Annotated in this window: 21 protein-coding genes, 1 tRNA gene and 1 pseudogene; 6 read left to right on the top strand and 17 right to left on the bottom strand. The window is 65.0% G+C overall.

Annotated elements, in window-relative coordinates; translation table 11 throughout:
- The first annotated feature begins 42 nt into the window (after positions 1–42).
- Positions 43–1011, top strand: coding sequence for an arsenosugar biosynthesis arsenite methyltransferase ArsM (gene arsM / locus HNP98_RS11810; protein ID WP_173810278.1), 969 nt, complete (start codon positions 43–45; stop codon positions 1009–1011).
- Between the two features lie 107 nt (positions 1012–1118).
- On the top strand, positions 1119–1733 hold the full coding sequence (locus HNP98_RS11805) for a DUF6134 family protein (RefSeq protein WP_246275098.1): 615 nt from the start codon (positions 1119–1121) through the stop codon (positions 1731–1733).
- Between the two features lie 305 nt (positions 1734–2038).
- On the opposite strand, the gene HNP98_RS11800 is transcribed toward HNP98_RS11805, so the two are convergent.
- The 4 genes from HNP98_RS11800 to HNP98_RS11785 all read right to left on the bottom strand — a co-directional run bounded on the left by HNP98_RS11800 (position 2039) and on the right by HNP98_RS11785 (position 6998).
- The gene (locus HNP98_RS11800) at positions 2039–2572 is read right to left on the bottom strand and encodes a rhodanese-like domain-containing protein (RefSeq protein WP_173810277.1); all 534 of its coding nucleotides are present in this window, start codon (positions 2570–2572) and stop codon (positions 2039–2041) included.
- Between the two features lie 37 nt (positions 2573–2609).
- Positions 2610–4064, bottom strand: a complete 1455-nt coding sequence (locus HNP98_RS11795; protein ID WP_173810276.1) for a cellulose synthase family protein — start codon at positions 4062–4064, stop codon at positions 2610–2612.
- 38 nt (positions 4065–4102) lie between these two features.
- On the bottom strand, positions 4103–5455 hold the full coding sequence (locus tag HNP98_RS11790) for a 4Fe-4S binding protein (protein WP_173810275.1): 1353 nt from the start codon (positions 5453–5455) through the stop codon (positions 4103–4105).
- 220 nt (positions 5456–5675) lie between these two features.
- Complete coding sequence (locus HNP98_RS11785) at positions 5676–6998, bottom strand: NAD(P)/FAD-dependent oxidoreductase (protein WP_173810274.1); 1323 nt, start codon at positions 6996–6998, stop codon at positions 5676–5678.
- 234 nt (positions 6999–7232) lie between these two features.
- Here HNP98_RS11785 and HNP98_RS11780 point away from each other — a divergent pair, with 234 nt between their 5' ends.
- Complete coding sequence (locus HNP98_RS11780) at positions 7233–7934, top strand: glycosyltransferase family 2 protein (RefSeq protein ID WP_262889110.1); 702 nt, start codon at positions 7233–7235, stop codon at positions 7932–7934.
- Between the two features lie 46 nt (positions 7935–7980).
- Positions 7981–9357, top strand: coding sequence for a hypothetical protein (locus tag HNP98_RS11775; protein WP_173810273.1), 1377 nt, complete (start codon positions 7981–7983; stop codon positions 9355–9357).
- On the opposite strand, the gene HNP98_RS11770 is transcribed toward HNP98_RS11775, so the two are convergent.
- Complete coding sequence (locus HNP98_RS11770; protein WP_173810272.1) at positions 9326–9976, bottom strand: TIGR04282 family arsenosugar biosynthesis glycosyltransferase; 651 nt, start codon at positions 9974–9976, stop codon at positions 9326–9328. The two genes, HNP98_RS11775 and HNP98_RS11770, sit on opposite strands and share 32 nt — an antisense overlap.
- A gap of 52 nt (positions 9977–10028) precedes the next feature.
- Positions 10029–10760 (bottom strand): TIGR04283 family arsenosugar biosynthesis glycosyltransferase, encoded by a 732-nt coding sequence (locus HNP98_RS11765; protein WP_173810271.1) that lies wholly within the window; start codon positions 10758–10760, stop codon positions 10029–10031.
- 193 nt (positions 10761–10953) lie between these two features.
- Here HNP98_RS11765 and HNP98_RS11760 point away from each other — a divergent pair, with 193 nt between their 5' ends.
- Positions 10954–11835 carry a sterol desaturase family protein gene (locus tag HNP98_RS11760; protein ID WP_173810270.1) on the top strand — a complete coding sequence of 294 codons (882 nt, stop codon included), beginning with the start codon at positions 10954–10956 and terminating at the stop codon, positions 11833–11835.
- A 222-nt stretch (positions 11836–12057) separates the two neighbouring features.
- Here the strand turns inward: HNP98_RS11760 and bshB1 are convergent, their stop codons facing one another.
- The 8 genes from bshB1 to HNP98_RS11720 form a co-directional block, all read right to left on the bottom strand.
- A complete protein-coding gene (bshB1, locus tag HNP98_RS11755) occupies positions 12058–12786 on the bottom strand; it encodes a bacillithiol biosynthesis deacetylase BshB1 (RefSeq protein ID WP_317171099.1) in 729 nt (242 codons plus the stop codon).
- Positions 12787–12964: 178 nt separating this feature from the next.
- Complete coding sequence (locus tag HNP98_RS11750) at positions 12965–14116, bottom strand: M23 family metallopeptidase (protein ID WP_246275097.1); 1152 nt, start codon at positions 14114–14116, stop codon at positions 12965–12967.
- Positions 14117–14182: 66 nt separating this feature from the next.
- On the bottom strand, positions 14183–15118 hold the full coding sequence (gene trxB, locus HNP98_RS11745; protein ID WP_173810269.1) for a thioredoxin-disulfide reductase: 936 nt from the start codon (positions 15116–15118) through the stop codon (positions 14183–14185).
- Between the two features lie 145 nt (positions 15119–15263).
- On the bottom strand, positions 15264–16127 hold the full coding sequence (locus tag HNP98_RS11740; protein WP_068231931.1) for a sigma-70 family RNA polymerase sigma factor: 864 nt from the start codon (positions 16125–16127) through the stop codon (positions 15264–15266).
- 115 nt (positions 16128–16242) lie between these two features.
- Positions 16243–18408 (bottom strand): polyribonucleotide nucleotidyltransferase, encoded by a 2166-nt coding sequence (pnp, locus tag HNP98_RS11735; protein ID WP_173810268.1) that lies wholly within the window; start codon positions 18406–18408, stop codon positions 16243–16245.
- A gap of 177 nt (positions 18409–18585) precedes the next feature.
- Entirely contained in the window at positions 18586–18861 is a 276-nt protein-coding gene (rpsO, locus tag HNP98_RS11730) for a 30S ribosomal protein S15 (RefSeq protein ID WP_173810267.1), read from the bottom strand.
- A gap of 130 nt (positions 18862–18991) precedes the next feature.
- Complete coding sequence (locus tag HNP98_RS11725; RefSeq protein WP_217425738.1) at positions 18992–20440, bottom strand: LptF/LptG family permease; 1449 nt, start codon at positions 20438–20440, stop codon at positions 18992–18994.
- Between the two features lie 147 nt (positions 20441–20587).
- Positions 20588–20998 carry an START-like domain-containing protein gene (locus HNP98_RS11720; protein ID WP_173810266.1) on the bottom strand — a complete coding sequence of 137 codons (411 nt, stop codon included), beginning with the start codon at positions 20996–20998 and terminating at the stop codon, positions 20588–20590.
- Between the two features lie 128 nt (positions 20999–21126).
- On the opposite strand from HNP98_RS11720, the gene HNP98_RS11715 reads away from it, so the two are divergent.
- Positions 21127–21200, top strand: a tRNA-Met gene (locus tag HNP98_RS11715).
- A 150-nt stretch (positions 21201–21350) separates the two neighbouring features.
- Here the strand turns inward: HNP98_RS11715 and rplT are convergent.
- From rplT to infC, 3 genes and pseudogenes are all read right to left on the bottom strand, one after another.
- A complete protein-coding gene (rplT, locus tag HNP98_RS11710; protein ID WP_070728591.1) occupies positions 21351–21695 on the bottom strand; it encodes a 50S ribosomal protein L20 in 345 nt (114 codons plus the stop codon).
- A gap of 184 nt (positions 21696–21879) precedes the next feature.
- Positions 21880–22074: a 50S ribosomal protein L35 gene (rpmI, locus tag HNP98_RS11705; protein WP_173810265.1), complete on the bottom strand. Its 195-nt coding sequence runs from the start codon at positions 22072–22074 to the stop codon at positions 21880–21882.
- A gap of 216 nt (positions 22075–22290) precedes the next feature.
- Positions 22291–22848 (bottom strand): annotated as a pseudogene (gene infC / locus HNP98_RS11700) (translation initiation factor IF-3); the annotation flags it as partial.
- Between the last annotated feature and the right edge of the window lie 205 nt (positions 22849–23053).

Here is a 23053-nt window from a genome sequence, read left to right as displayed (position 1 = left end):
CCGTAGCTTCGCCGGCTACTGCACCTTTCCCCGCCCCCCCGCATGAGCTACCTCGAAACCACCGCCGACGTGTACCGCCAGGCGGCCCAGGAGCCCCAGGTGGGCCTGTGCTGCACCACCAACCCGGTGTGGCAGCTGCCCGGCCTGAGCATCCCGCCGCGCATGCTGAGCATGAATTACGGCTGCGGCAGCACCGTGAACCCCCGCGACCTCACCAACTCGCCCACCGTGCTTTACGTGGGCGTGGGCGGCGGCATGGAGCTGCTGCAATTTGCCTACTTCAGCCGCCGGCCGGGGGCCGTGATTGGCGTGGACGTGGTGAGCGAGATGCTCGACGCCTCGCGGGCCAACATGCAAACGGCGGCGGCGCAGAACGACTGGTTTAAGCAGGACTTCGTGGACCTGCGGGCCGGCGACGCCCTGCACCTGCCGGTGGCCGACGCGAGCGTGGACGTAGCCGCCCAGAACTGCCTGTTCAACATCTTCAAGCTCGACGATTTGCGCCGCGCCCTCCAGGAAACCTACCGCGTGCTCAAGCCCCACGGCCGCCTGGTGATGTCGGACCCCACCTGCGAGCAGCCCCTGAGCGACGAGCTGCGGGCCGACGAGCGCCTGCGGGCCCTGTGCCTCACCGGCTCGCTGCCCTTGCAGCAGTACCTGGACATGATAACCGAAGTGGGCTTCGGCACCGTGGAAGTAAGGGCCCGGCGGGCCTACCGCGTGCTCTCGCCCCAGCACTACCCCACCGACGAGCTTATCTACATTGAAAGCGTGGAAGTGTGCGCCATCAAGGACCCCATGCCGGCCGACGGGCCCTGCATCTTCACGGGCCGCACGGCCATTTATTTCGGTCAGGACGAGTACTTTGACGACCACAAAGGCCACGTGCTGCTGCAAAACCAGCCCCTGGCCGTGTGCGACAAAACCGCCGGGGCCCTGGCCCAGCTGGGCCGCGACGACGTGTTCATCTCGCCCGCCACCTTCCACTACGACGGGGGCGGCTGCTGCTGATTCTCATTTAGCATTTAGCAAGTAACATTTAACGATTGGTAGAATGTGGCAATAAGCTGCATGGTCCTTGTCCATTCGCAGCGAGACCGTTAAATGTTACTTGCTAAATGTTAAATGAAATATTCCTCAGCACGCTGCCCCTGGTTGCGGCAGCCCAGGACCCCCAAGCCGCCGCGGCCGAGGTGCGGCACTACGGCATCGAGGTGGCGGGCATCCGGGTGGGCACGATGACGGCCACGCGGCAGGCCCCGGCGGGCCCCGACGTGACGTACGCGCTGGTGAGCGACGTGAAAGTGAACTTCCTGTTCTACCACCTCAAGATTTATTACCAGGTAACCAACCGCTTCCGCAACGGCCAGCTGCTGCTTTCGACGGTGGAGGCGCACACCAACCAGGGCGATTTTGCCTCGCGGGCCGAGTGGAAGGGCGACCACTACGACATCGTGGCCGACCAGTACAAGCACCACTACCGGGCCACCGAGACGCAGCCCATCCGCTACGCGGTGACCAACCTGTTTTTTGGGGAGCCGCCGGCCGGCCAGGCGCGGGCGTTTGCCGAATACTTCGGCGACTACTTCGCCCTGAGCCGGGGCCCGGCGGGCCGCTGGCAGGCCGTGCGCGACGGCCGCGAGGACGAGTACCAGTACGCCAACGGCCAGCTGGTGACCATCATCAAAAAGAATCCGCTCAAGAACTTTGTCATTCGCCTGCTACCAGAGTAGTTGACTGTTAAGCTGTTAGCTCATAGCTATTAGCTGTTAGCTTTCTCGTTCACTACCAAGCGGTTAAACCAAACGCGTTAGCTGCTTAATTCTGAATAAGCACTCAGTCAGCAATTATCACATCCTTCACTACGCGCCAAGTGGCTACGCCGGGCGGCCACCTACTCCGCAAGATAAAGTAAACGGCCTTTGGCTTTCGGTTAATTAATTGTTAATCAACACAAAATCTAATAGCTAACAGCCATAAGCTAACAGCCATAAGCTAACAGCCATAAGCTAACAGCCATAAGCTAACAGCTGATAACTCAATACACCTTCTGGCCGCGCCGGAGCCAGATGCCCCAGGTGGGCGAGTAGGCGTGCACCCGGTCGGTGGGCTGGTTCGCGGCCGTGACCACCGGCTGGCCCTCATTGACCCACTCGAAGAGGCCGCCGTAGAGGTTGCGCACGTCGGTGAAACCGGCCTGTTTGAGCCGCAGGCCGATTTTTTCGCTGCGCGCGCCCACCGAGCAGTACACCACAATGGGCGCGTTTTTGGGCAGGTCCTGCACGGCAGCCAGCGAAAACGTGCTGTAGCCCACCAGCCGCGCCCCGCGCAGGTGGCTAACAGCAAACTCCGGGGCCTCGCGGGTATCGAGCAGCACCGGGGGGGTGGGCTGCTGCCGGAGCTGTACCACGCTCACAAAAGGCACCGACCCCTGGAGCAGGCCGTTGAGCATGGCCGAGTAGAGCTTGCTGGTGGTGGGCGGGGCGGCGGGGCGGCGGCCGTGGCAAGCGGCCACGAGGCCCGCCAGCAGCAGCCCGCCGCCCAGCCACCGCCCGAGGGAGGAGGAAGTCATGCCCAGCCATACGCAGGCGCGGCCCCCGCCGGTTGCTTCACCCCCGCCGCTCGTGCCAGGCGTAGCCCGCGAGCGTGCCAAAGCCCGCCACCAGCAGCGCGTGAAACGGCAGCAGGCCGTAGTCGGCATAGTAGCAGCCGGCCGCCAGCCCGGCCAGGAAATACAGGGTAAGCAGCGCCTCGGCGAGCGGCAGCCGGCCGGTTTCGCGCACGCGGTAGCGGCGGGCGGGGGCCGCGGCCGCCGGGCCCGCGCCCAGCTTGGGCGTGCGCACGAAGGGCGAGGAGCGCCGTAGCAGGCCCTGCACCACGGCCCGCGCGTTGTGCAGGGCCAGGCCCATCGACAGGGCAATAAATAGCGCGAACGTGGGCGCAAACCACCGCCCGGCCGGGGGCGGGCTGCGCCGCCAGGCCGCGTAGTAATAGGAGGTGAGCGGCAGCAGCGTGAGGCAAAACCCCGAAGCCAGCCGGAACACCGGCCGAAATTCGGGCCGGTGTGCCCGCACGAACACCAGCGGCACGCTCAGCAGCGCCATGAGCAGGATGACGGCAAACACCGAGCTGTTCAGCAAATGAAAGGTGGCGTGCAGCTTGGTGGCCAGGGAGAGGGCCGGCGCGCGCCACACCCGCCCCAGGTGCTTGCGGGCGGTTTCGGCGGCCCCCTTGTTCCAGCGGTGCTGCTGCGAGCGGAGGGCGTCGAGGTGCGCCGGCAGCTCGGCGGGGGCCACCACCTGGGGCAGGTAGCGGAAGCGCCAGCCGCGCAGCTGGGCGCGGTAGCTCAGGTCGAGGTCTTCGGTGAGGGTGTCGGCGTGCCAGCCGCCGGCGTCCACAATGCAGCTGCGCCGCCACACGCCGCCCGTGCCGTTGAAGTTGAGGAAGTGCCCGCCGGCCTGCCGGCCCACCTGCTCCACCAGAAAATGCGCGTTCAGCCCGAAGGCTTGCAGGCGCGTGAGCAGCGAGTCATTTTCGTTGAGGTGGCCCCAGCGGGTTTGCACCATCCCGACGTCAGGGCCGGTGAAGTACGGGATGACGCGCCGCAGAAAGTCCGGCGCGGGCAGAAAATCCGCGTCGAAGATGGCAATGAACTCCGCGTCGGTTTCGGCCAGGCCGTGGGCCAGCGCCCCGGCCTTGTAGCCCCGGCGGGTGGGGCGGCGCACGTGGGCAATGTGCAAGCCCTGCGCCCGGTAGTGCGCCACGCGGGCGGCGGCCAGGGCCCCGGTCTCGTCGGTCGAGTCGTCGAGCACCTGGATATGCAGGCGGTCGGCGGGGTAGTCGAGGGCCGCCGCCGCGTCGATGAGGCGGGCCACCACGTTCAGCTCATTGTACACCGGCAGCTGCACCGCCACCCGCGGCCACGCGGCGGGCGCGGGGGGCGGGGGAATTGCCTTAGCCCGGCCCGCCAGCCGGGCCAGCTGCCACTGCGTGAGGCTGAACCCGAGCATAAAGACCAGGCACAGCCCGTAAAGGACGACCAGCCCGGTTTCAAGGAATAACATCAAGAGAATACTAAAAAGAAAAGCGCCGGCCGGGGGCCCTACAAAATTCGCAGGGCGTCAGCGTGAATGAACGCCGAGCCGGCCAGGCGGCCCGCGCGGGGCCCGTTTTCCAGGTTGAGCACGCCGCGCGGGCAGGCGGTGGCGCAGAGGCCGCAGCCCACGCAGGCGGCCCGCACAATGGGCTCGCCGCGCTGGGCGTACTGCTTCACGTCGATGCCCATCTCGCAGGCGTTGGAGCAGTTGCCGCACGAGATGCACTGGCCGCCGTTGGTGCTGATGCGGAAGCGCGAGAAGTGCTTTTGCAGCAAGCCCAGGTAGGCGGCCATCGGGCAGCCGAAGCGGCACCACACCCGGCTGCCCATCAGCGGGTAAAACCCCACCCCGACGATGCCCGAAAACACGCTGCCAATCACGAAGCCGTAGAACTGCCCCAGCGGCCCCGTGACGAAGCGCAGCGCCGGCACCGCCCCCGAGGCCCCCACCCAGAGCAGCGCCGTGAGCAGCGTTATCAGCCCCAGGATGGGGTAGATGAGGCGCACTTCCCAGCGCCAGGCCTGGCGGCTTTTGTCGGAGAGGTGGCGGTAGGCGTCGCCGGCGGTTTCGGCCAGGCCGCCGCAGCCGCACACCCAGGCGCAGTACCAGCGCTTGCCGAAGAAATAGGTGAGCACCGGCGTGGCCAAAAACGACAGCATCACCCCCCAAAACACCATAAACACGCCCAGCCCGCCGCCGTGCAGCAGCTTGCCCACGGTGGCGGGAAACAGGTAGTCGTACTTCAAAGGCCAGAAATACGAGAAATAATACTCGGGCTGCTGCAAAGCCAGCAGCAGCCCCGGCAGCAGGAAGCCGAAACCCAGCTGAAAGAACATCACCGAGGCGGTACGGGCCAGGTGGTAGCGCGAAAACCGGTATTTCCACAGCGCCCGCCCGCCCAGCACCAGCACCGCCAGCGTGTAGAACGTGCCGTAGAGAAACCACTGGTCGGCCGGCTGGTGCCGCAGCCACTGGCTGGCCGGGTCCACGGCCCGGATGAGGTTGGTGAGCAGCCCCGGCAACCAGTACAGCACCGCGTAGAAGCCCGTGAGGGCCACGCCGGTGGCCCAGGCCACGGTGCCCCGGCTGGTGCTGGCCCGCCGCCAGAGGTCGTGCGGGTGCCAGCCGGCCTCCCTGCGCCCAAAAGCCAGCCAGGCCCAGCCCAGCGCCCCGCCCACCACCAGCGCCAGCGCGAGGCACAAACTCAGCCGGGCGCGGGCCGCGTCGGCGTCGGCGGCGGCCACCAGCAGCGCCAGCAGGCCCAGGGCCACGGCGGCCAGCGCCGGCTTTTCGCCGGCGGGCACGGCAGCGGCCGGGGGCTGGGCCAGGGCCAGGGAGGGGGCGGGGAGGTCTTGCATAATGGATTAGCTGTTGGCTTTTAGCTATTAGTTATTAGCTTACGTTCTGATTAACAAAATTTTAGCCAATAGGCAAGTGTCGATTACCTAAGACGCACTACTTAGTGGATGACTTATTATGAAAAGAACGTCATACAGACCGAAGGGAAATATGACGTTCTTTTTTTAACTTCTGACCAGCAAACACCAACAGGCCTACTGGTTTACGCTGCCCGTTCGACTACCCAAACAGCCCCTTGCGGCGCGGCTTAGCCACGGCGATGCCCGGAAACTGCCGCTCAAACTCGCGCCGGATGGCCGGCTCGTGCTGCCGCCCGAACTCGGGGTCGAAATTGGCCGCCGCCAGCTGGGCCAGCACGGTGCCGATACTTGTTTTGTCGCGCAGCCAGCGCTCCCACACGTCTTGGCGCTGGCGCAGGCCCAGGGCGTTGACGCCGGTTACGGCCTGGTCGGCCTCGCGGAAGTTGAGGCGCAGCAGGTGCTGGCCGTTTGGGTGCTGCCAGCAGAAGCTGGCGAGGCCGGCTTCGGGCTGGGCGGGTACGCGGCCGTAGGTCTGGTATTCGAGGTTGAAGAACTTGGCCGAGTTGAACCACGCGCCGCGCCGGTAGGGCGTGGGCTGGCCGCAGAGGGTGTGGGCCACGGTTTCGCCCTGCATGCGGCCGGTGTACCAGAGCTGCTCCACGGCCGCCTCGCCGGGGGCCGGCTGGCGGTGCTGGGCGCAGTCGCCGGCCGCGTACACGCCGGGCGCACTGGTTGCGAGCAGCTCGTTTACCAGAATGCCGCGGTCGGTGGCGAGGCCGGCGGCGCGGGCCAGCGCCAGGTTGGGCGTCACGCCGGTGGCCAGGCCCACCCACTCGGCGGGCAGCTCCTGGCCGGTGGTGGTGGCCACGGCCCGCACGCGGCCCTGGGCGTCGCCCAGCACCTCGCCCAGCTCGGTACTTGTCCGAAAGTCAATGTCGTGGCGGCGGATGTGCGCTTCCAGCATTACCGATTCTTCGGGCGGCAGCACCGACTGCCAGTAGCGGGCCTCACGCACCAGCCACGTGACGCGGATGCCGCGCGAGTGCAGCATTTCGGCCAGCTCCACGCCAATCAGGCCCCCGCCCACCACCACGGCGTGGCGGATGCCCTGGGTGGCGCGGCTCATGCGTTCCAGGTCGGGCAGGCCGATGAAGCCCTGCACCCCGCGCAGCCCCTGGCCGGGCCAGCCGGGCGTGCGCACCACCGAGCCGGTGGCCAGCAGCAGCTGGTCGTAGGCCAGGGTGGGGCCGGTGGCCAGCTGCACGGTACGGGCGGCGGTGTCCACGCCGGTGGCTTCGGCGTGCACCAGCTCCAGGCGGTTTTCGGCCCAGAACCAGTCGGCGTAGGGCTTCACGTCGGCGTAGCGCAGGTGGCCCAGGTAGAGGTACATCAGGGCCGGGCGCGCGTAGTGGTGGGCGCTTTCGGCCGCCACCAGCGTGATGCGGGCGTCGGGCGCAAGCCGCCGCGCCGTGATGGCCGCCGTAACGCCCGTGATGCCGTTGCCGATGATAACGAGGTGCATAGGTAGTGAGCTGTTGGCTGCTAGCTATTAGCTGTTAGCTTTTTTCTGACTAACAGAGACTTAGGCAAAATTCAAGCGTTCATTATTTCTGCTGCCCTACTTGGGATGCAAATGAACGCCAAAATGCGGCGGGATGCCGCCCGGTGCGCCCGGCACCTACGCAGCGGCCCCGGCCCGCCGATTGCGCGGCCCTGGTCGTTCTTTGTACCCCGCTCACCCGCTTCGCTGCTCCCTTTGGCTACTCTTCCGCGCATCGGCGTGCTCATTCCGGCCCACAACGAGGGGCGCTCCATCGGGCGGGTGCTGGGCGAAATCCCGGCTGGCCTGGCGCAGGAAGTGGTGGTGGTGGACAACGCCTCGACCGACGACACCGCCGCCGCCGCCCGCGCCGCCGGGGCCACCGTGGTGGCCGAGCCCCGCCCCGGCTACGGCCAGGCCTGCCTGGCCGGCCTGGCCTACTACGCCGCCCAACCCGCCGGCCGCACCCCGGAAATCATTGTGTTTCTCGACGGCGACCACTCCGATTTTCCCGAAGAAATGCCCGCCCTGCTGGCCCCCCTGCTAAGCGGCGCGGCCGAGCTGGTGATTGGCTCGCGGGCGCTGGGCCAGCGCGAGCGCGGGGCGCTGCTGCCGCAGCAGGTGTTTGGCAACTGGCTGGCCTCACGCCTGTTGCGCCTGCGCTACGGCGGCACCCACACCGACCTGGGGCCCTTCCGGGCCGTGACGGCGGCGGCGCTGGCCCGCATCGGCATGGTGGATACGAACTACGGCTGGACGGTGGAGATGCAGGTGAAGGCCGCCCGCCTGGGCCTGCGCGTGGTGGAGGTGCCCGTGCGCTACCGCCGCCGCATCGGCACCTCCAAGATATCGGGCACGGTGCGCGGCACGCTGGGCGCGGGCTACAAGATTCTGTGGACGATTTTTAAATACTGGTGAGGCACCCACAGAAGTGCCAAAAGCGCTGCCGTCCAACCACTTGCTCTTGAACCCATCCCGCCCCACCCCCCTGCTCCGCGCCGGCCAGCTCCTGGCCTTGCTGCTGACGGGCGCGGCCTACTGGGCCCTGGCCTACCACACGCCGCGGGCGCAGTTTGGGCAGCTGGTCCTGCTCTTTGCGGTGGCCGGCGCGGCCTACGCGTGGCTGCTGCACACCCGGCTGCCGCTGCGCTGGGGGCTGGGCGCGGCGCTCGTATTCCGGCTGCTGTGGCTGCCGGCCACCCCGGCGCTGAGCAACGATTTTTACCGCTTTCGCTGGGACGGGCTGCTGGTGGGCCACGGCCACAACCCGTTTGCCGAAACGCCCGTGCAGCTACTCCAACACCCGCCCGCCGACTCGGCTGCCCTGCCGCTGGCCGCGCTGCGGGGCCTGCTGCCGCAACTCAATTCGCCGACGTATTTTTCGGTGTACCCGCCCGTGTGCCAGGCCCTGTACGGCGCGGCGGCGCGGGCGTTTCCCACTTCCCAGACCGGCTTTCTGGTGGTGGTGCGCGGGGCCCTGCTGCTGGCCGACGCGGGCGCGGCGGCGCTGCTGCTGTGGCTGCTGCCCCTGGCCGGCTGGCCCGCCCGCCGCGCCCTGGCCTACCTGCTGCACCCGCTGGTGGTGGTCGAGGTCATGGGCAACGTGCACATGGAAGGCGTGGTCGTGTGCTTCCTGCTGCTGACGGGGGCGCTGCTGGTGCACCGCCGCCCCCGGCTGGCGGCCGGGGCCCTGGCCCTGGCCGTGGCCGCCAAGCTGTTGCCCCTGCTGGCGCTGCCCCTGCTGGCCCGGCGGCTGGGGCGGCGGCGCTTTCGCCGGTTTTTGGGGGTGCTGGCGGGGGGCCTGGGGCTGCTGTTTCTACCTTTCGTTTCGTGGACCCTGCTCCTGCACATCGGCCTCAGCCTGGACTTGTATTTTCAGAGTTTCGAGTTCAACGCCAGCGTGTTCTACGTGTTGCTGGCGCTGGGCAAGGGGCTCACGGGCGTTGACCTGGTGGGCGGCCTGGGGCCGCTGCTGGGCGCGGGGGCACTATACCTGGCTTTCCGGCTGGCGCGGGGGGCGGGGCGGCCCCGGCTGGCGGCGCTGCCGCAGCGGTTGCTGCTCACGCTCAGCGGCTACTTTGCGCTGGCCACCGTCGTGCACCCCTGGTACCTGGTGCCGCTGGTGGCGCTGAGCTGCTTTTCGCCGCTGCGCTACGCCCGTATCTGGGCAGGTCTGGCCGTGCTCTCTTACTCGGCGTACCGCACCTCCGCCTACACCGAGAGCGGCCTGCTGCTAACCCTCGAATACGGGACGGTGCTGGCCTGGGCAATGGCGGAATATTACCTGGGACACGGGCAGCTGCCGCGCGCTACCCCCGCGCCGGGTTCCCGCGCCAGGTAGCCAGGTCCTGGGCCGAGTCCACGTCGTGCAGGGTCGGCAGCCGGGCCACGCGCAGGCCCAGGCGGGCGGCGTCGGCCAGGGTATCGGGCAGCACGGTGGCGGTGCTCCAGGCTTTGTTGGCGAACAGCTCGGCCTCCAATTCATTCATGCCCAGCAGGTAGTACCCGCCGTCGTCGGCCGGCCCCACCACCAGCTCATGGCTCAGCAGCTGGTCGAAAGCCTGCCGCAACAAATCCGCGCTCAGGCCGGGGCAGTCGGTGCCGATGACCACCACCCGGCCCGCACCCGCCGCAAAAGCCTCCTCGAAGGCTTGCGCCATGCGGGCCCCGAGCGAGCCCGCGGCCGGCTGCACGCGCCAGGGCAGGCCGGGCCACTCGGGCCGGGGCAGGGCCGGGTCGCCCCCGGCCGGGGCCTCCGCCAGCCAGACGGTGGCGGGCACCTGCGCCGCCGCCACGGCCGCCGCCGTCAGGGCCAGCAGCTCGCGGTACACGGCCAGCGCCGCCGCCGCCCCGATGCCCGCCGCCAGCCGGGTTTTGACGCGCCCCAGCACCGGCTCGCGGGCAAAGACCAACAGGTGGGGGGCGGGCGTGGCGGCAGGCGGCATACGGGCGTTTTTCACTTGAAAAATAGGAGTGGCAAGCTACGGCCAACCCCTTCAACTCGCCCGCCGGCTACACATTGCCCTGCCGGACAAGCCGCCGGTAGAGCTGCACCAAGCGGCGCTGCGGCACGCCCAGCCGGTAGAGGATTACGATAAGCGTAAAAATACCTTGCAGCCGAAAAACGCCGTTCACCAGGTACTTGCGGGCCGAAGTAGTCACGGCGCGGGGCAGCAGCCGAAATGGGGCCTGGGCCCGCAGGCGGCCCACAATTTCCTGGTCTTCCATCACCAGCAGGTCCTCGCGGTAGCCCCCGATGCGGGCAAACAAGTCGCGGCGCACGAACAGGCTTTGGTCGCCGAAGCGCACGGCCGTCAAGGGCAAGCGGGTGCACCAGGCGCTGAACCGCAAAAACCAGTGCGGGTGGTCGAAAGCCAGCCGGTAGCAGCCCGCCCCGTAGCCCTGCCCCAGGGCCCGCCGCACGTCGGCCAGGAAGCCGGGCGGCGGGTAGGAGTCGGCGTGCAGAAAGTACAATACCCCCCCGCGCGCCCGCTGCGCCCCGTGGTTGAGCTGCGCGGCGCGGCCCTTGCGGGGGCTGGTGAGCACGGTGGCCCCGGCCTGCCGGGCCAGGCGCACGGTGGCGTCGGTGCTGCCCCCGTCCACGACCAGCAGCTCCGGGGCGGGCCCGCCGGCCGTGGCCCGGCGCAGGTAGCCCAGCAGGGCCGCGATGGCCGCCGCCTCGTTGTACGTCGGGATGATGATGCTGACGCTTAGCTCAGCGCCCGGTTGGTTGTCAGGATTCAAAATACTGCCAGCCAGCGCCAACAAAAAAGATTAAGTGTACTTCCCCGCGCCGGGCGCAACCGCGGGCCGCCCCGGCCGGTTAAGTACGCCGGGGCGCGGCGCACGTTGCGCGAAACGGCCAGCAGCTCGGGGCCGGCCGGTGGCACGGGCACTAATTACGTAGTGTTGCTACGCCCTCAGTACGTCGCTTCTCATGCCGCTTTTTTCAGCTTCGCCCCCCCTCCTCCAACGCTTCGACCGCTGGGCCGGCCCGGCCCTGGCCCTGGTGGGCCTGGGCCTGCTGCTGCTCGAAACCCGCCACCCGCTGCGGCGGCGCACCCGCCCGCGCCCGGAGCGCTGGCGGCGCAACGCGCTGCTGGCCGCCCCCGCCCTGCCCGCCGCCCGCCTCACGCTGCTGCCCGCCATGGTGGGCTTGGCGCAGCGGGCCGCCCCGCACGGGCTGGGTCGGCAGCTGGCCCGCCTGCCGGGGCCCCTGCGCCTCGGCCTGGAAGTGCTGGCGCTCGATTACCTGGCCTACAGCTGGCACCGGCTGCTGCACGCGCCGCTGCTGTGGCGGCTGCACCGCGTGCACCACTCCGACCTCGACATGGACCTCACCACGGCCTGGCGCTTCCACTTTGGCGAGATGCTGGCCAGCATCCCCTACCGGGCGGCGCTGCCGGCGCTGCTGGGCATCCGGCCGGCCACGGTGCTGGCCTACGAGGCGGTGTTCGAGGCCGGCGCGGCTTTTCACCACAGCAACTGGCGGCTGCCGCTGGCCGTGGAACGCCGGCTGGCCCCGCTGCTCGTCACGCCGCGGGCCCACGGCATCCACCACTCGGTGGTGCACCGCGAGTCGCAAAGCAACTTCGGCGTCGTGCTCACCCTATGGGACCGCCTGCACCGCACCCTGCGCCTGAACGTGCCGCAGCAAGCCCTCACCATCGGCGTGCCCGCCTACCCCGACCCAACCCGCCAGACCGTGGCCCAGCTCTTGGCGTTGCCCCTGGCCCCACTGGAGCCCTGGGCCCGCCCTGACGGCACGGTGCCCGGGCGGCCCGCCCCAGCCGGGCCACTCACCGAGCTGTCCCGCTAATCGTTGACGGGCACCCTTCCTCTCCGCTTAGAGCAGTTATTGCTTAAATAAAAGGATTAGAGGCAGAGAATTAAAAAACTGATGCTCAGTTTTTTAATTCTCTGCCTCTAATCCTTTTTCTGCTGCAAGATGTGCGCTCATTTGAAGAATACTGCGGGCTACGCCCCGCGTATTTTCCCCAAAAGCATCCCTACCGCAACGGGTGCCGCCTGGCTTGTCCCGCTACAACAGCTCCGTCACTTCGCGCACGCCCACCGGCCGGGCGGCCGTGAAGCCTTCCCCGAATTCCACCCCGATGATGTGGCCAAACTCGCGGGCCCGCGCTTCCATGAAGCGCTCGAACTGCTGGCCCGACAAGTAGGTGGCCGGGGCCCCGGGGTCGGCGTTGGGGTTGAAAAACTGGCTGCCGAAGGCGTGGATGGCGTCCCACTTGCCCTGCCAATGGGGCGTGATGTCCACCACAAAGGCGGGCACGAGTTGCTGGTCCTGGATGTAATGGTACACCTTGCGCGGCCGCCAGGGGGCCTGGGGCTGGCCGTGCTCGTCGAGGGTTTCGACCATGCGCAGGCCGCTCAGAAAGCAGGCGTCGATGGCCAGCTGGGCGCCTTTGCCGTGGTCGGGGTGGCGGTCGGCCACGGCGTTGGCGAGCACCACGTCGGGCCGGTAGCGGCGCAGGGCGGCAATCAGGGGCAGCTGGTGTTCCCGGTCGTTGCGAAAAAACCCGTCGGGCAAGCCCAGGTTTTCGCGCACCAGCAGGCCCAGAATCTGGCTGGAAGCGGCAGCCTCCGCCGTCCGGATTTTGACGCTGCCCCGGGTGCCCAGCTCGCCGCGGGTGAAATCGACAACGCCCACGGTTTTGCCGGCCGCGCGGGCGGCCAGAAGCGTGCCCGCGCACGACATTTCCACGTCGTCGGGGTGGGCCCCCAGGGCCAGGATATCCAGCTTAATCACAGATTTTGCAGATTTAATGGATTACGCAGATTCAATGGCAATTGCAATGACCGGCCCCGCCGCTCAAATCTTTGGCTTTTCAGGAGTGCGGCCGCACGGCAAAACGAACATTAAAAACCAACTGCCCACCACTGCTTCATCTGCGAAATCATTCTTAAAATCTGCAAAATCTGCGATTTTATTTGATGCGCAGCTTCTTGCCGGGTTGCAGGGTCTTCATGCCCGGGTTCAGGCGTTTCAAGGTGCTCAAGCCCACGCCATACTTTTCGGCCACCTCCGAGAGCGTGTCGCCCGGGCGCACGCGGTGGCTCACCACCACCCGCGCGGCCCGGGGTTCGCCGCGGCGGGGGCGGCTGGTGCGACTGCCGCGGCCTTCGCCGCCGCCGCTGCGGCCGCCGCCCGTCAGGCTGCCGCCGCCGCGTCGCAGGGCCTGGCTGTAGTAGTTAAATAGCTCCGAGGTGATGGTGAAGTTGTCCTTCAGCAGCTTGTGGTCGGGGAAGTCGTAGAGCTGAATCGGGTTGATGGGGTTGCCCTGGTAGCGCACCTCGAAGTGCAGGTGCGAGCCCGAGCTATGGCCCGTGCTACCGCCGTAGGCAATCAGCTCGCCGGCCTTCACGAAGGTACCCACCGGCACCAGGGCCTTGCTCAGGTGCCCGTAGAGCGTCTCCAGGCCGTTGTAGTGGCGCACCAGCAGGTAGTTGCCGTAGCCCGCGCCGTCCCACTTGCTGATGCGCACCACGCCGTCGAACACCGCCTTCACCGAGTCCCCGGTTTCCAGGTCCAGGTCCACGCCGAAGTGCCAGCGGTAGCCCCGGAACCCGAAGCCCGACGTGATGGGCGTTTCCTTCATCGGCATCCGGCTGAACCGCTCGCGGCTGGCGTCGGTCAGCTTCAGGTTCACCGAGTCGCGGAAGCGGCGGCCGTCCACGTGGTAAGGGTTGATGTTGTGGACGTCCCAGATGGAGTAGTACCCGGCCACCTTTACCCACGACGAGTCGATGAGCACTTCCTCCGACATCTCCACGATTTCCTGCCCGCCCTCGTTGAGCGTGGTCGTGTCCTCGCTCACGATGCTCAGCTTTTTGGCCGGGTTGAAGCGCAGCGACTTGGCCGCGTCGGAGTTGTCGTCGTGGATTTCCTCGGTTTCGATGACCGTGGTCGTGTCGGGCCGCACGTACTTCATCTTCGGCGTTTTCACCCGAAAAAAGTCCGACCGGCGGCCCGTGTGCTCGTCTTTGGGATGCGCGGGCTTCTTGCCCTGCCCCAGCGCGGGGGCCGTACCCAGCGCGGCCAACAGCCATAGCAGCCCCAGAGGACGCAGAAAATTCAAGCGGTAAAGCAGCAAAAGCAGAGAGGCAAAGCGAGACTGGAGTTAGCCAAAAGTAGCTGGCCGCGCCTAATGCAGGCCCTGGGCGGCCAGGAAACGCTCGGCGTCGAGGGCGGCCATGCAGCCGGTGCCGGCCGCCGTCACGGCCTGGCGGTAGGTAAAGTCCTGCACGTCGCCGCAGGCAAACACGCCGTCCACGTTCGTTTTGCTGGTGCCGGGCAGGGTTTTCAGGTAGCCCTGCTCGTCGTGGTGCAGGTAGGGCTGGAAAATCTTCGAATTGGGCTCGTGCCCGATGGCCACGAAAAACCCCGTGAGCGGAATCTCCCGCACCTCGTGGGTCCGCACGTTTTTCACGCGCACGCCTTCCACGGCGTGCTCGCCCAGAATCTCGTCGGTCACGGTGTCGAACAGCACCTCAATCTTGGGGTTGTCGAGCACGCGCTTCTGCATGATTTTCGAGGCTTTCAGCTCGCCCTTGCGCACAATCATGGTCACCTTGCGGGCCAGGTTGGCCAGGTAGGTGGCCTCCTCGGCGGCCGTGTCGCCGGCCCCCACGATGGCCACGTCCTGGCCCCGGTAGAAAAACCCGTCGCACACGGCGCAGGCCGACACGCCCGAGCCGTTCAGCTTGGCTTCCGAGGGCAGCCCCAGCCACTTGGCCGAGGCCCCGGTGGCGATAATCACGGCGTCGGCCGTTAGCTCCGTCGTCTCATCAATTGTAACCTTGTGCGGGTGGCCCGAGAAATCCACCTGCGTGGCAATGCCGTAGCGAATATCAGTGCCGAAGCGTTCGGCCTGCTTTTTCAGGTCCTCCATCATCTCGGGGCCCATCACGCCGTCGGGGTAGCCGGGGAAGTTCTCCACGTCGTTGGTGATGGTGAGCTGCCCACCGGGCTGCAGGCCCATGTACATGACGGGGGCCATGTTGGCGCGGGCCGCGTAGATGGCCGCCGTGTAGCCGGCCGGGCCCGAGCCGATAATCAGGCACTTGTGGTGTTCAGACATAGCAAAGGTGGCCGCCAGGGCCCTGGTGCGGAGCGCAAAGCCCCGCCGCGGTAAAGTAAAAAGAATGACGCGGGGCTGCCCCGCCGTTATTAAAAAACCCCAACCAATCGGCCGGGGTTTTTTAATAACGCAAAATTAAGTAGAATTAACCCAAATAAGGCTTCAGGGCTTTCGAGCGCGAGGTGTGGCGCAGGCGGCGGATGGCTTTTTCTTTAATCTGACGCACCCGCTCGCGAGTCAGGTTAAACTTCTCGCCGATTTCCTCCAGCGTCAGGGCGGCTTCGCCGTTCAACCCGAAGTACAGCGTAATCACGTCGGCCTCGCGCTTAGTGAGCGTGCTCAGGGCCCGCTGCACCTCCTTGCGGAGCGAGTCGTTCATCAGGGCCATGTCGGGCGATTCCTCGTCCTCGTTTTCGAGCACGTCGAGCAGGCGGTTTTCCTCGCCCTGCACAAACGGCGCGTCCACCGACACGTGGCGGCCCGAAATCTTGAGCGTGTCCACTACTTCCGAGGTGGTCAGCTCCAGCACTTCGGCAATTTCCTCGGGCGAGGGCTCGCGCTCAAACTTCTGCTCCAGCTCCGAGAATGACTTGCTGATTTTGTTCAGCGAGCCCACGCGGTTCAGGGGCAGGCGCACGATGCGGCTCTGCTCGGCCAGAGCTTGCAGGATGGACTGACGAATCCACCACACGGCGTAGGAGATGAACTTGAAGCCGCGGGTTTCGTCGAAACGCTTGGCCGCTTTAATCAGGCCCAGGTTGCCCTCGTTGATGAGGTCACCGAGGCTAAGCCCTTGGTTCTGATATTGTTTTGCCACCGACACCACGAAGCGCAGGTTGGCCTTGGTGAGCTTTTCCAGCGCCTGCTGGTCGCCGTCGCGGATGCGCTGGGCCAGGGTCACCTCCTCGTCGGGGGTGAGCAAATCCACCCGGCCAATCTCCTGGAGGTACTTGTCCAGCGACTGGCTTTCGCGGTTGGTAATCTGCTTGCTGATTTTTAGCTGTCTCATGGGAGCTGGTAGGGACGATAACGGGAAATAGTAGACAAAAAAATAGCGCTTAACGATAGGCCAAGGGTCAAGGAAAAGCAACAGGCTTCTCCTAACGAAAGTTCGGCCCCCAGCGTTAGGCTTGGCCGTTGTCGGCGGTAGCGCCTTCGGGCTTCGGCAGCAGCACTTTTCGCGAGAGGCGGTACTTGCCGGTTTTTTTGTCGATGTCCACCAGTTTCACGTCGATGTCCTGGCCCACTTCGAGCAGCCCTTCCAGGCTTTGGATACGCTCGTGGGTCACTTCCGAGATGTGCAGCAGGCCGTCCTTGCCGGGCATAATCTCTACGAACGCGCCGTAGGGCTGGATGCTGCGCACCTTGCCTTTGTAGGTCTCGCCGATTTCCGGCTGCGCCGCAATGGCCCGGATGCGGTCGATGGCCCCCTGCATGTCCGTCTGGTTGGCCGCGTAAATGCTCACGTGGCCTTTCTCGTCCTTCTCCTCGATGATAACCGTGGCGTTGGTGTCCTTCTGTATTTGCTGGATGACCTTACCGCCGGGCCCGATGATGGCCCCGATGAACTCTTTATCAATCAGCATCTTGTGCGAGCGGGGCGTATGGGCCTTCAGCTCAGCAGCAGGTGCGGCGATGGTCTTGGCCATTTCGGCCAGGATGTGCAGGCGGCCTTCGCGGGCCTGGTGCAGCGCCGCGGTCAGAATCTCGTTGCTCAGGCCCTGGATTTTGATGTCCATCTGGCAGGCGCAAATGCCTTTCTCGGTGCCCGTCACCTTAAAGTCCATGTCGCCGAGGTGGTCTTCGTCGCCCAGAATATCGCTCAGCACGGCGTACTCACCGGTTTCCTTGTCCTGCACGAGGCCCATGGCGATGCCGGCCACGGCGGCCCGCACCTTCACGCCGGCGTCCATCAGCGCCAGCGAGCCGGCGCACACCGTGGCCATCGAGCTGGAGCCGTTCGACTCCAGGATGTCCGACACGATGCGGATGGTGTAGGGGTTTTCGTCGTCGGGGGGCAGCACTTGCTTGAGGCTGCGCATGGCCAGGTTGCCGTGGCCGATTTCGCGGCGGCCGGCCCCCCGGTTGGGCTTCACTTCACCGGTCGAAAACCCGGGGAAGTTGTAGTGCAGCATGAACTTCGAGTAGCCCTTGGTCAGGGGCTGGTCCACAATCTGCTCGTCGAGCTTGGTGCCGAGCGTGGCCGTGGTCAGGCTCTGGGTTTCGCCGCGCGTGAAGATGGCCGAGCCGTGGGCCCCGGGCAGGTAGTTGATTTCCGACCAGATGGGCCGAATTTCCGTCAGCTGGCGGCCGTCGAGGCGCACCCGCTCCTTCACCATCATGTCGCGGATGGCCTTCTTCTCAGCCGACGAGTAGTAGCGGCTGAACTGCTTCGCGTCCAGCTCGGGCTGCTCGGCCACCAGCTTTTCCAGGAAAGCCTTTTTCACGAGCGAGAAGCCCTCCTTGCGACCGCCCTTGCTGGTGTTACCGGTGCGGGCCACGTCGTACGCGCCCTGGTACACGCCCTCATGCACGAGCTTTTTCAGGGCCTCGTTCTCCTCGTATTTCGGGTACTCGCGGGTGGGCGAGTCGGCGGCGCGGCCCACGGCGGCGGCCAAATCCTTCTGGAGCTGCACCTGGGCCTTGATGGCCTCGTGGCCGAAAGCAATGGCCGCCACCATCTCTTCCTCGCTCACCTCGTGCATCTCGCCCTCCACCATCGCCACGGAATCGGCGGTGGCCCCCACGATGAGGTCCATGTCGGCCCGCTTCAGGTCGCTGGTTTTGGGGTTAATCTGGAACTGGCCGTCGATGCGGGCCACCCGCACCTCGGAAATGGGCCCGGCGAACGGAATGTCGGAAATCGAGAGCGCGGCCGACGCGGCCAGGGCGGCCAGGGCGTCGGGCTGCACCTCTTTGTCGGCCGAGATGAGGGTAATCATCACCTGCACCTCGTAGTGGTAGTCTTTGGGGAACATCGGCCGCAGGATGCGGTCCACCAGGCGGCAAATCAGGATTTCGTAGTCGCTCAGGCGGCCTTCGCGGCGCTGGAACGAGCCGGGAATCTTGCCGGCCGAGCCGAATTTTTCCTGGTAGTCCACCGACAGCGGCAGGAAGTCCACGCCGTCGCGCTGGCTGGGGGCCGACACCACGGTGGCCAGCAGCATGGTGTCGCCGAGGCGGACGACCACGGCCCCGTCGGCGAACTTGGCCAGCTTGCCGGTTTCGATGGAAATCTGGCGGCCGTCGGGCAGGGCCAGGGTTTTGGTAATGGCGTGGGGGGCGGGCATTCGGAAGGAGAAGAGGAGGAATGGGGGAAAGAAGTGAGAACCGCGGGGGAAGGAATTACTTGGACAAGCACTGAACGCAAACGCCCGGCTTATCGCTCCCGGCTCACCTCTCGCAACTGGCAAAAAAAAGAGTAGGGAACCTTCCGGTGGAAGGCTCCCTACTCTCAGACATTGGGCTTACTTGCGGATGCCCAGCTCTTTGATGATGGCGCGGTAGCGGTTGATTTCGCGGTGCTGGAGGTAATCCAACATGCGGCGGCGCTTACCCACCAGCTTCAGCAGGCCCAGGCGGGTGCTGTGGTCCTTTTTGTTGGCCTTCAGGTGTTCCGTCAGGTGGTTGATGCGGTGGGTGAAAAGGCCAATCTGGGCTTCGGCCGAGCCGGTATCGGTTTTAACGTGTTGCAGGCTGTTCTTTTCGAAAATGTCCTGCTTTGCTTCGGTGGTGAGCTTCATCGGTTGATAGGGTCTGACCCCGTCTTGGATTTAAAAATGAAAAAAATGACGTTCCCCCACTTCGGGGAGCCGCAAAGGTACGGGATTTAGTGAATTAACCCGCAAAAAAGATTAATCAATCGGTGAAGCACTACTCCTCCCCCGCTGGTTTGGTGAACCGGCGCAGGACGGGCAGGCCCAGCCGCCGGGGCAGCCGCCGCCAGAAATCCACTTCCAGCAGGCCCGAGTCGTTGTACGCCTGGAACAGCAGAAACAGGCCGATGGGCAGCAGCACCAAGTTGGCCAGCCACACCCCCACGCCCACCGGCAGCACGAACTCCTTTGCGTACTTGGTGCCCATAATGGTGAGCACGTAGTACACGATGAAAAACAGGATGGAAATCAGGATGGGCACCCCCAGGCCCCCTTTTTTAATGATGGCCCCCAGCGGGGCCCCGATGAGGAACATGAGCAGCACGGCCACCGACTGGGCGTATTTGTTGTAAATCTCGACGCGGTACTGGGCCGAGTCGCGAGCCAGGTTGTCGAGCCGGTCGGCGGTGGTTTTAAACGACTGGCGCAGGTTGCGGGCGCGGTTGGCAGCCTGCTCCGCGATGGGCGGCGTGAGCTTGGGCAAGCGCCCGGCGGGCACCTGCCACTGCGCCACGCGCCGGTTGGCCGCGGCCCCCAGCGTGTCGAAGCGCAGGTAGGTGTAGTACGTATCGAGTTGGCGGGGCAACTGGCGGCGGGCCATGCCCAGGCTGCGCTGAATAGAGTCGGTGCCCGAGCGCAACTGCGGAATGGTGAGCATCATCCGGTTGGTTTGGAACAGCTCTTCTTTGGTGCGGTTGAGGTCGAACGAGGCCAGCGAAAACGTGACGACGTTGTGGTCGAACCCCTGACGGTAGAAGCTGGCCCCGGCCCGGTTCTGGGCGTCGGGCTGCTCCACGTAGCTGTGGCCGTGGAACAGTTCCAGGCCCAGGTACGCCCCGTTGAAGCGGGTGAACATGCGGCCCGAATCGGCCAGCATCACGGTGGAGCTGCCGTTGCGCTGGGTGTGGTCGTAAATCATCACCCCGTGCAGGCGGTCTTTTTCGGGGCCCGTCTTGTGGTCCACCTTAATGGTGTAGCCCGGAATACCGCCGTAGAACACGCCCTCCCGGATGTCGAGCGCCAGCTTTTGCTGGCGCACGTCCCACAGCAGGCTGTAAGCTTTGAGGTTGGCCTTGGGCACGATGGACTTGTTGAACCAGAACGAGCCCAGCAGCAGCCCCACGCTCACGATGAGCACCGGCCGCAGGATGCGCGTGAGGGCGATGCCCGAGGCCTTGATGGCCGTCAGCTCGTGGTGCTCGCCCATGCTGCCGTAGGTCATCAGCGAGGAAAGCAGTACGGCCAGCGGCAGCGAAGTGGGCACGATGAGGACGCTCAGAAAGAACAGCAGCTTACCGATAACGGGCAGGCCCAGGTCTTTGCCGATGATGTCGTCGAGGTACTTGAGCAGGGTTTGGGTGAGCAGGATGAACTGCACCACCGCAAAAGTGAGCAGGAAGGGCCCGGCGAAGGCCTTCAGCACCAGCTTGTCGAGTTTTTTAATCATGCGCGGGGCCAGTCAAAGGCAGGGCCGTTTTTTCAACGGGGCGGGCCGCCAAATAGTGCGTGGCGGGCCTTAAGTGGTGAGCCATCAGCTTTCCCGCTGATTGACAAAGGTTAACAGCTTAGCAGCTAAAAGCTAATGGCTCACCACTTAGCCGCCCACTTGCTCGCGCAGCTTGGCCGCGAGTCCGTCCCACAGCTCGCGCTGCTCGGCCGAATGCGAGGCCGAGTAATCCACCACGTGCAGGTACACCTCATCGGTCACCTGCGACGAGTGCAGCGTGAACTCCAGGTAGCTGGGGTCGTCTTCGGGGGAGCGCTCGGGGCCAAGGAACACGTAGCGCACGGAGCGGTTGAGGCGTTGGAGGCCAACTTCGGCGTAGTGGTTTTCGCGGTCCCACACGAAGTTCAGGCGGCCGCCGTCCACGTAGCGCACGTCGTCGCAAAACCATTGGGCGAGGCCCCCAGCCGTGGCCAGGTACGGAAACAGGATTTTGGGCGACGCATTGATGGGGTAATCGACTTCAAACGGCGTTTTGATTTGGGTATCCGGCAATGCCATGGCACTAATTGGTTAAGAACGAGGGGCCCCGACCGATCAAGAGCCAGCGGAGCGGAATAAACCGTGTTTTTGGGCCTGCACTTTGCGCAGGAGTCGTATTTTTCATTACCTTTGCACCCACAAAACCCGGCGGGGTAGCTCAGTTGGTTAGAGCACAGGATTCATAACCCTGAGGTCGGCGGATCGTACCCGCCTCCCGCTACTGGTTAAAACCGCATTGGCCGCGTGCCGAGGCGGTTTTTTTGTGCCCAGCGGCGCACCGCCCGCGCCGGCGGCCAGGGGGCCCAAAACAAGAAAACGCCGAACCTTGCGGCACCGGCGTTTCCTTGCTTATCGGGGGACCGGACGCGGCTTACTTGGCTTTCTCCACGATGCCCTTGAAGGCAGCGGGGTGGTTGAGCGCGAGGTCGGCCAGCACTTTGCGGTTCAGCTCAATGCCGGCCTTTTTCAGGCCGCCCATCAGCTGCGAATACGACAAGCCGTGTTCGCGGGCCCCGGCGTTGATGCGCTGAATCCAGAGCGCGCGGAATTCGCGCTTTTTTACTTTGCGGTCGCGGTAGGCGTAGAGCAGGCCTTTTTCAACGGCATTCTTGGCAACAGTCCACACGTTTTTGCGGCGGCCATAGTAGCCTTTCGCCAAACGCATGATTTTTTTGCGGCGGTGGCGCGAGGCCACGTGGTTGACACTTCTTGGCATAACCTGAATTGTTTTTGGCAGCCGGCGTCACTGCGCGGCGGCAGTGGCTTGAAATTGCGGCCGGAAGCCTGGTGGGGAAATTAAATTGTTAAATAACTTAATTGATTAGTTGTTGATTACTGAATTGTTTTAGTCAACAGAATTGAACAGCAACAATTTAGCCCACAACAATTAATCAATTAAATCAAATATTCAGCATTTGCGACACCCGGTTCATGTCGGCGCTGCTCACGAGGCCGGAGTGGGTGAGGTTGCGCTTCTGCTTGGTGGTTTTTTTGGTCAGAATGTGCGATTTGTAGGCGTGCTTCCGCTTCACCTTGCCCGAGCCGGTGAGCGTGAACCGCTTCTTAGCACCGGATTTCGTCTTTACTTTCGGCATTGTCGTGTTGGTTTGGGGTGGTTGTTGATTGTTTGGGTTGATTGCTAGCCGACCGTGGGCCGGGAAGCCATCCGCAACCGGAAAAAGCTAGTCGTTATCGGCCGCCGCGTCCTCCGAAGAGTCGTCTTCGGCGGTGGCTTCTTGCAGGGCCGCGGGCTTGGGGGCCTTCTTTTCGGCTTTCTCGCCCGTGGCGGGGGCCGCGGGCTTAGCCGTGGGCTTGGCTACGATGGCCGCCTTGGGCGCGAGGTAGAGGAACATACGCTTGCCTTCGAGCTTGGGCAGCTGCTCTACTTTGGCCAGGTCTTCGAGGGCCTGGGCAAACTTGAGCAGCAGAATTTCGCCCCGCTCCTTGAAGACGATGCTGCGGCCCACGAAGTGCACGTAACTCTTAATTTTCGCGCCTTCGCGCAAAAACTCCTGGGCGTGCTTCACCTTAAAGGCGAAGTCGTGCTCGTCGGTATTGGGGCCGAAACGAATCTCCTTGAGCACGACCTTGGTCTGCTTGGCCTTCAGCTCGCGGGTTTTCTTCTTCTGCTCGTACTTAAATTTCGAGTAGTCGATAACGCGGCACACGGGCGGCGTGGCGGTGGGCGAAATCTCGACGAGGTCGAGGTTTTGCTCCTGCGCCATTTTGCGGGCCTGGTCGGTGGTGTACACCCCCTGGGGCACGTTGTCGCCAACTAGGCGAACTTCGCGGGCCAGGATTTTCTGGTTGATTTTGAACGGCTCCTCCACCTGCTGGCGAGGCACATACCGACGATTCGGGGTTGCTATGGTTTGGTCCTCCTGCGAAAAAAGTGGCGGGGAATGAGTCTTTGGGCAGATTGGGCGGGGTGAACCCCGTCAATCAGGGGGCAAATATCGTTATTTTTATTCGTAAAGGCAAACCAGCGCGGTTAACTTTCAGCAAACGAAGCCCCCAGCGGACCAAACGCAGGCCCCCCGGCGGCTCGTTCCCAAAAATCAGGGCCCCGTTGCG

Origin of the sequence: Hymenobacter caeli (genome assembly GCF_013294115.1) — a bacterium.
GTDB classification, from domain to species: Bacteria; Bacteroidota; Bacteroidia; order Cytophagales; family Hymenobacteraceae; genus Hymenobacter; species Hymenobacter caeli.
This window is presented reverse-complemented; position numbering and strand designations above follow the sequence as displayed.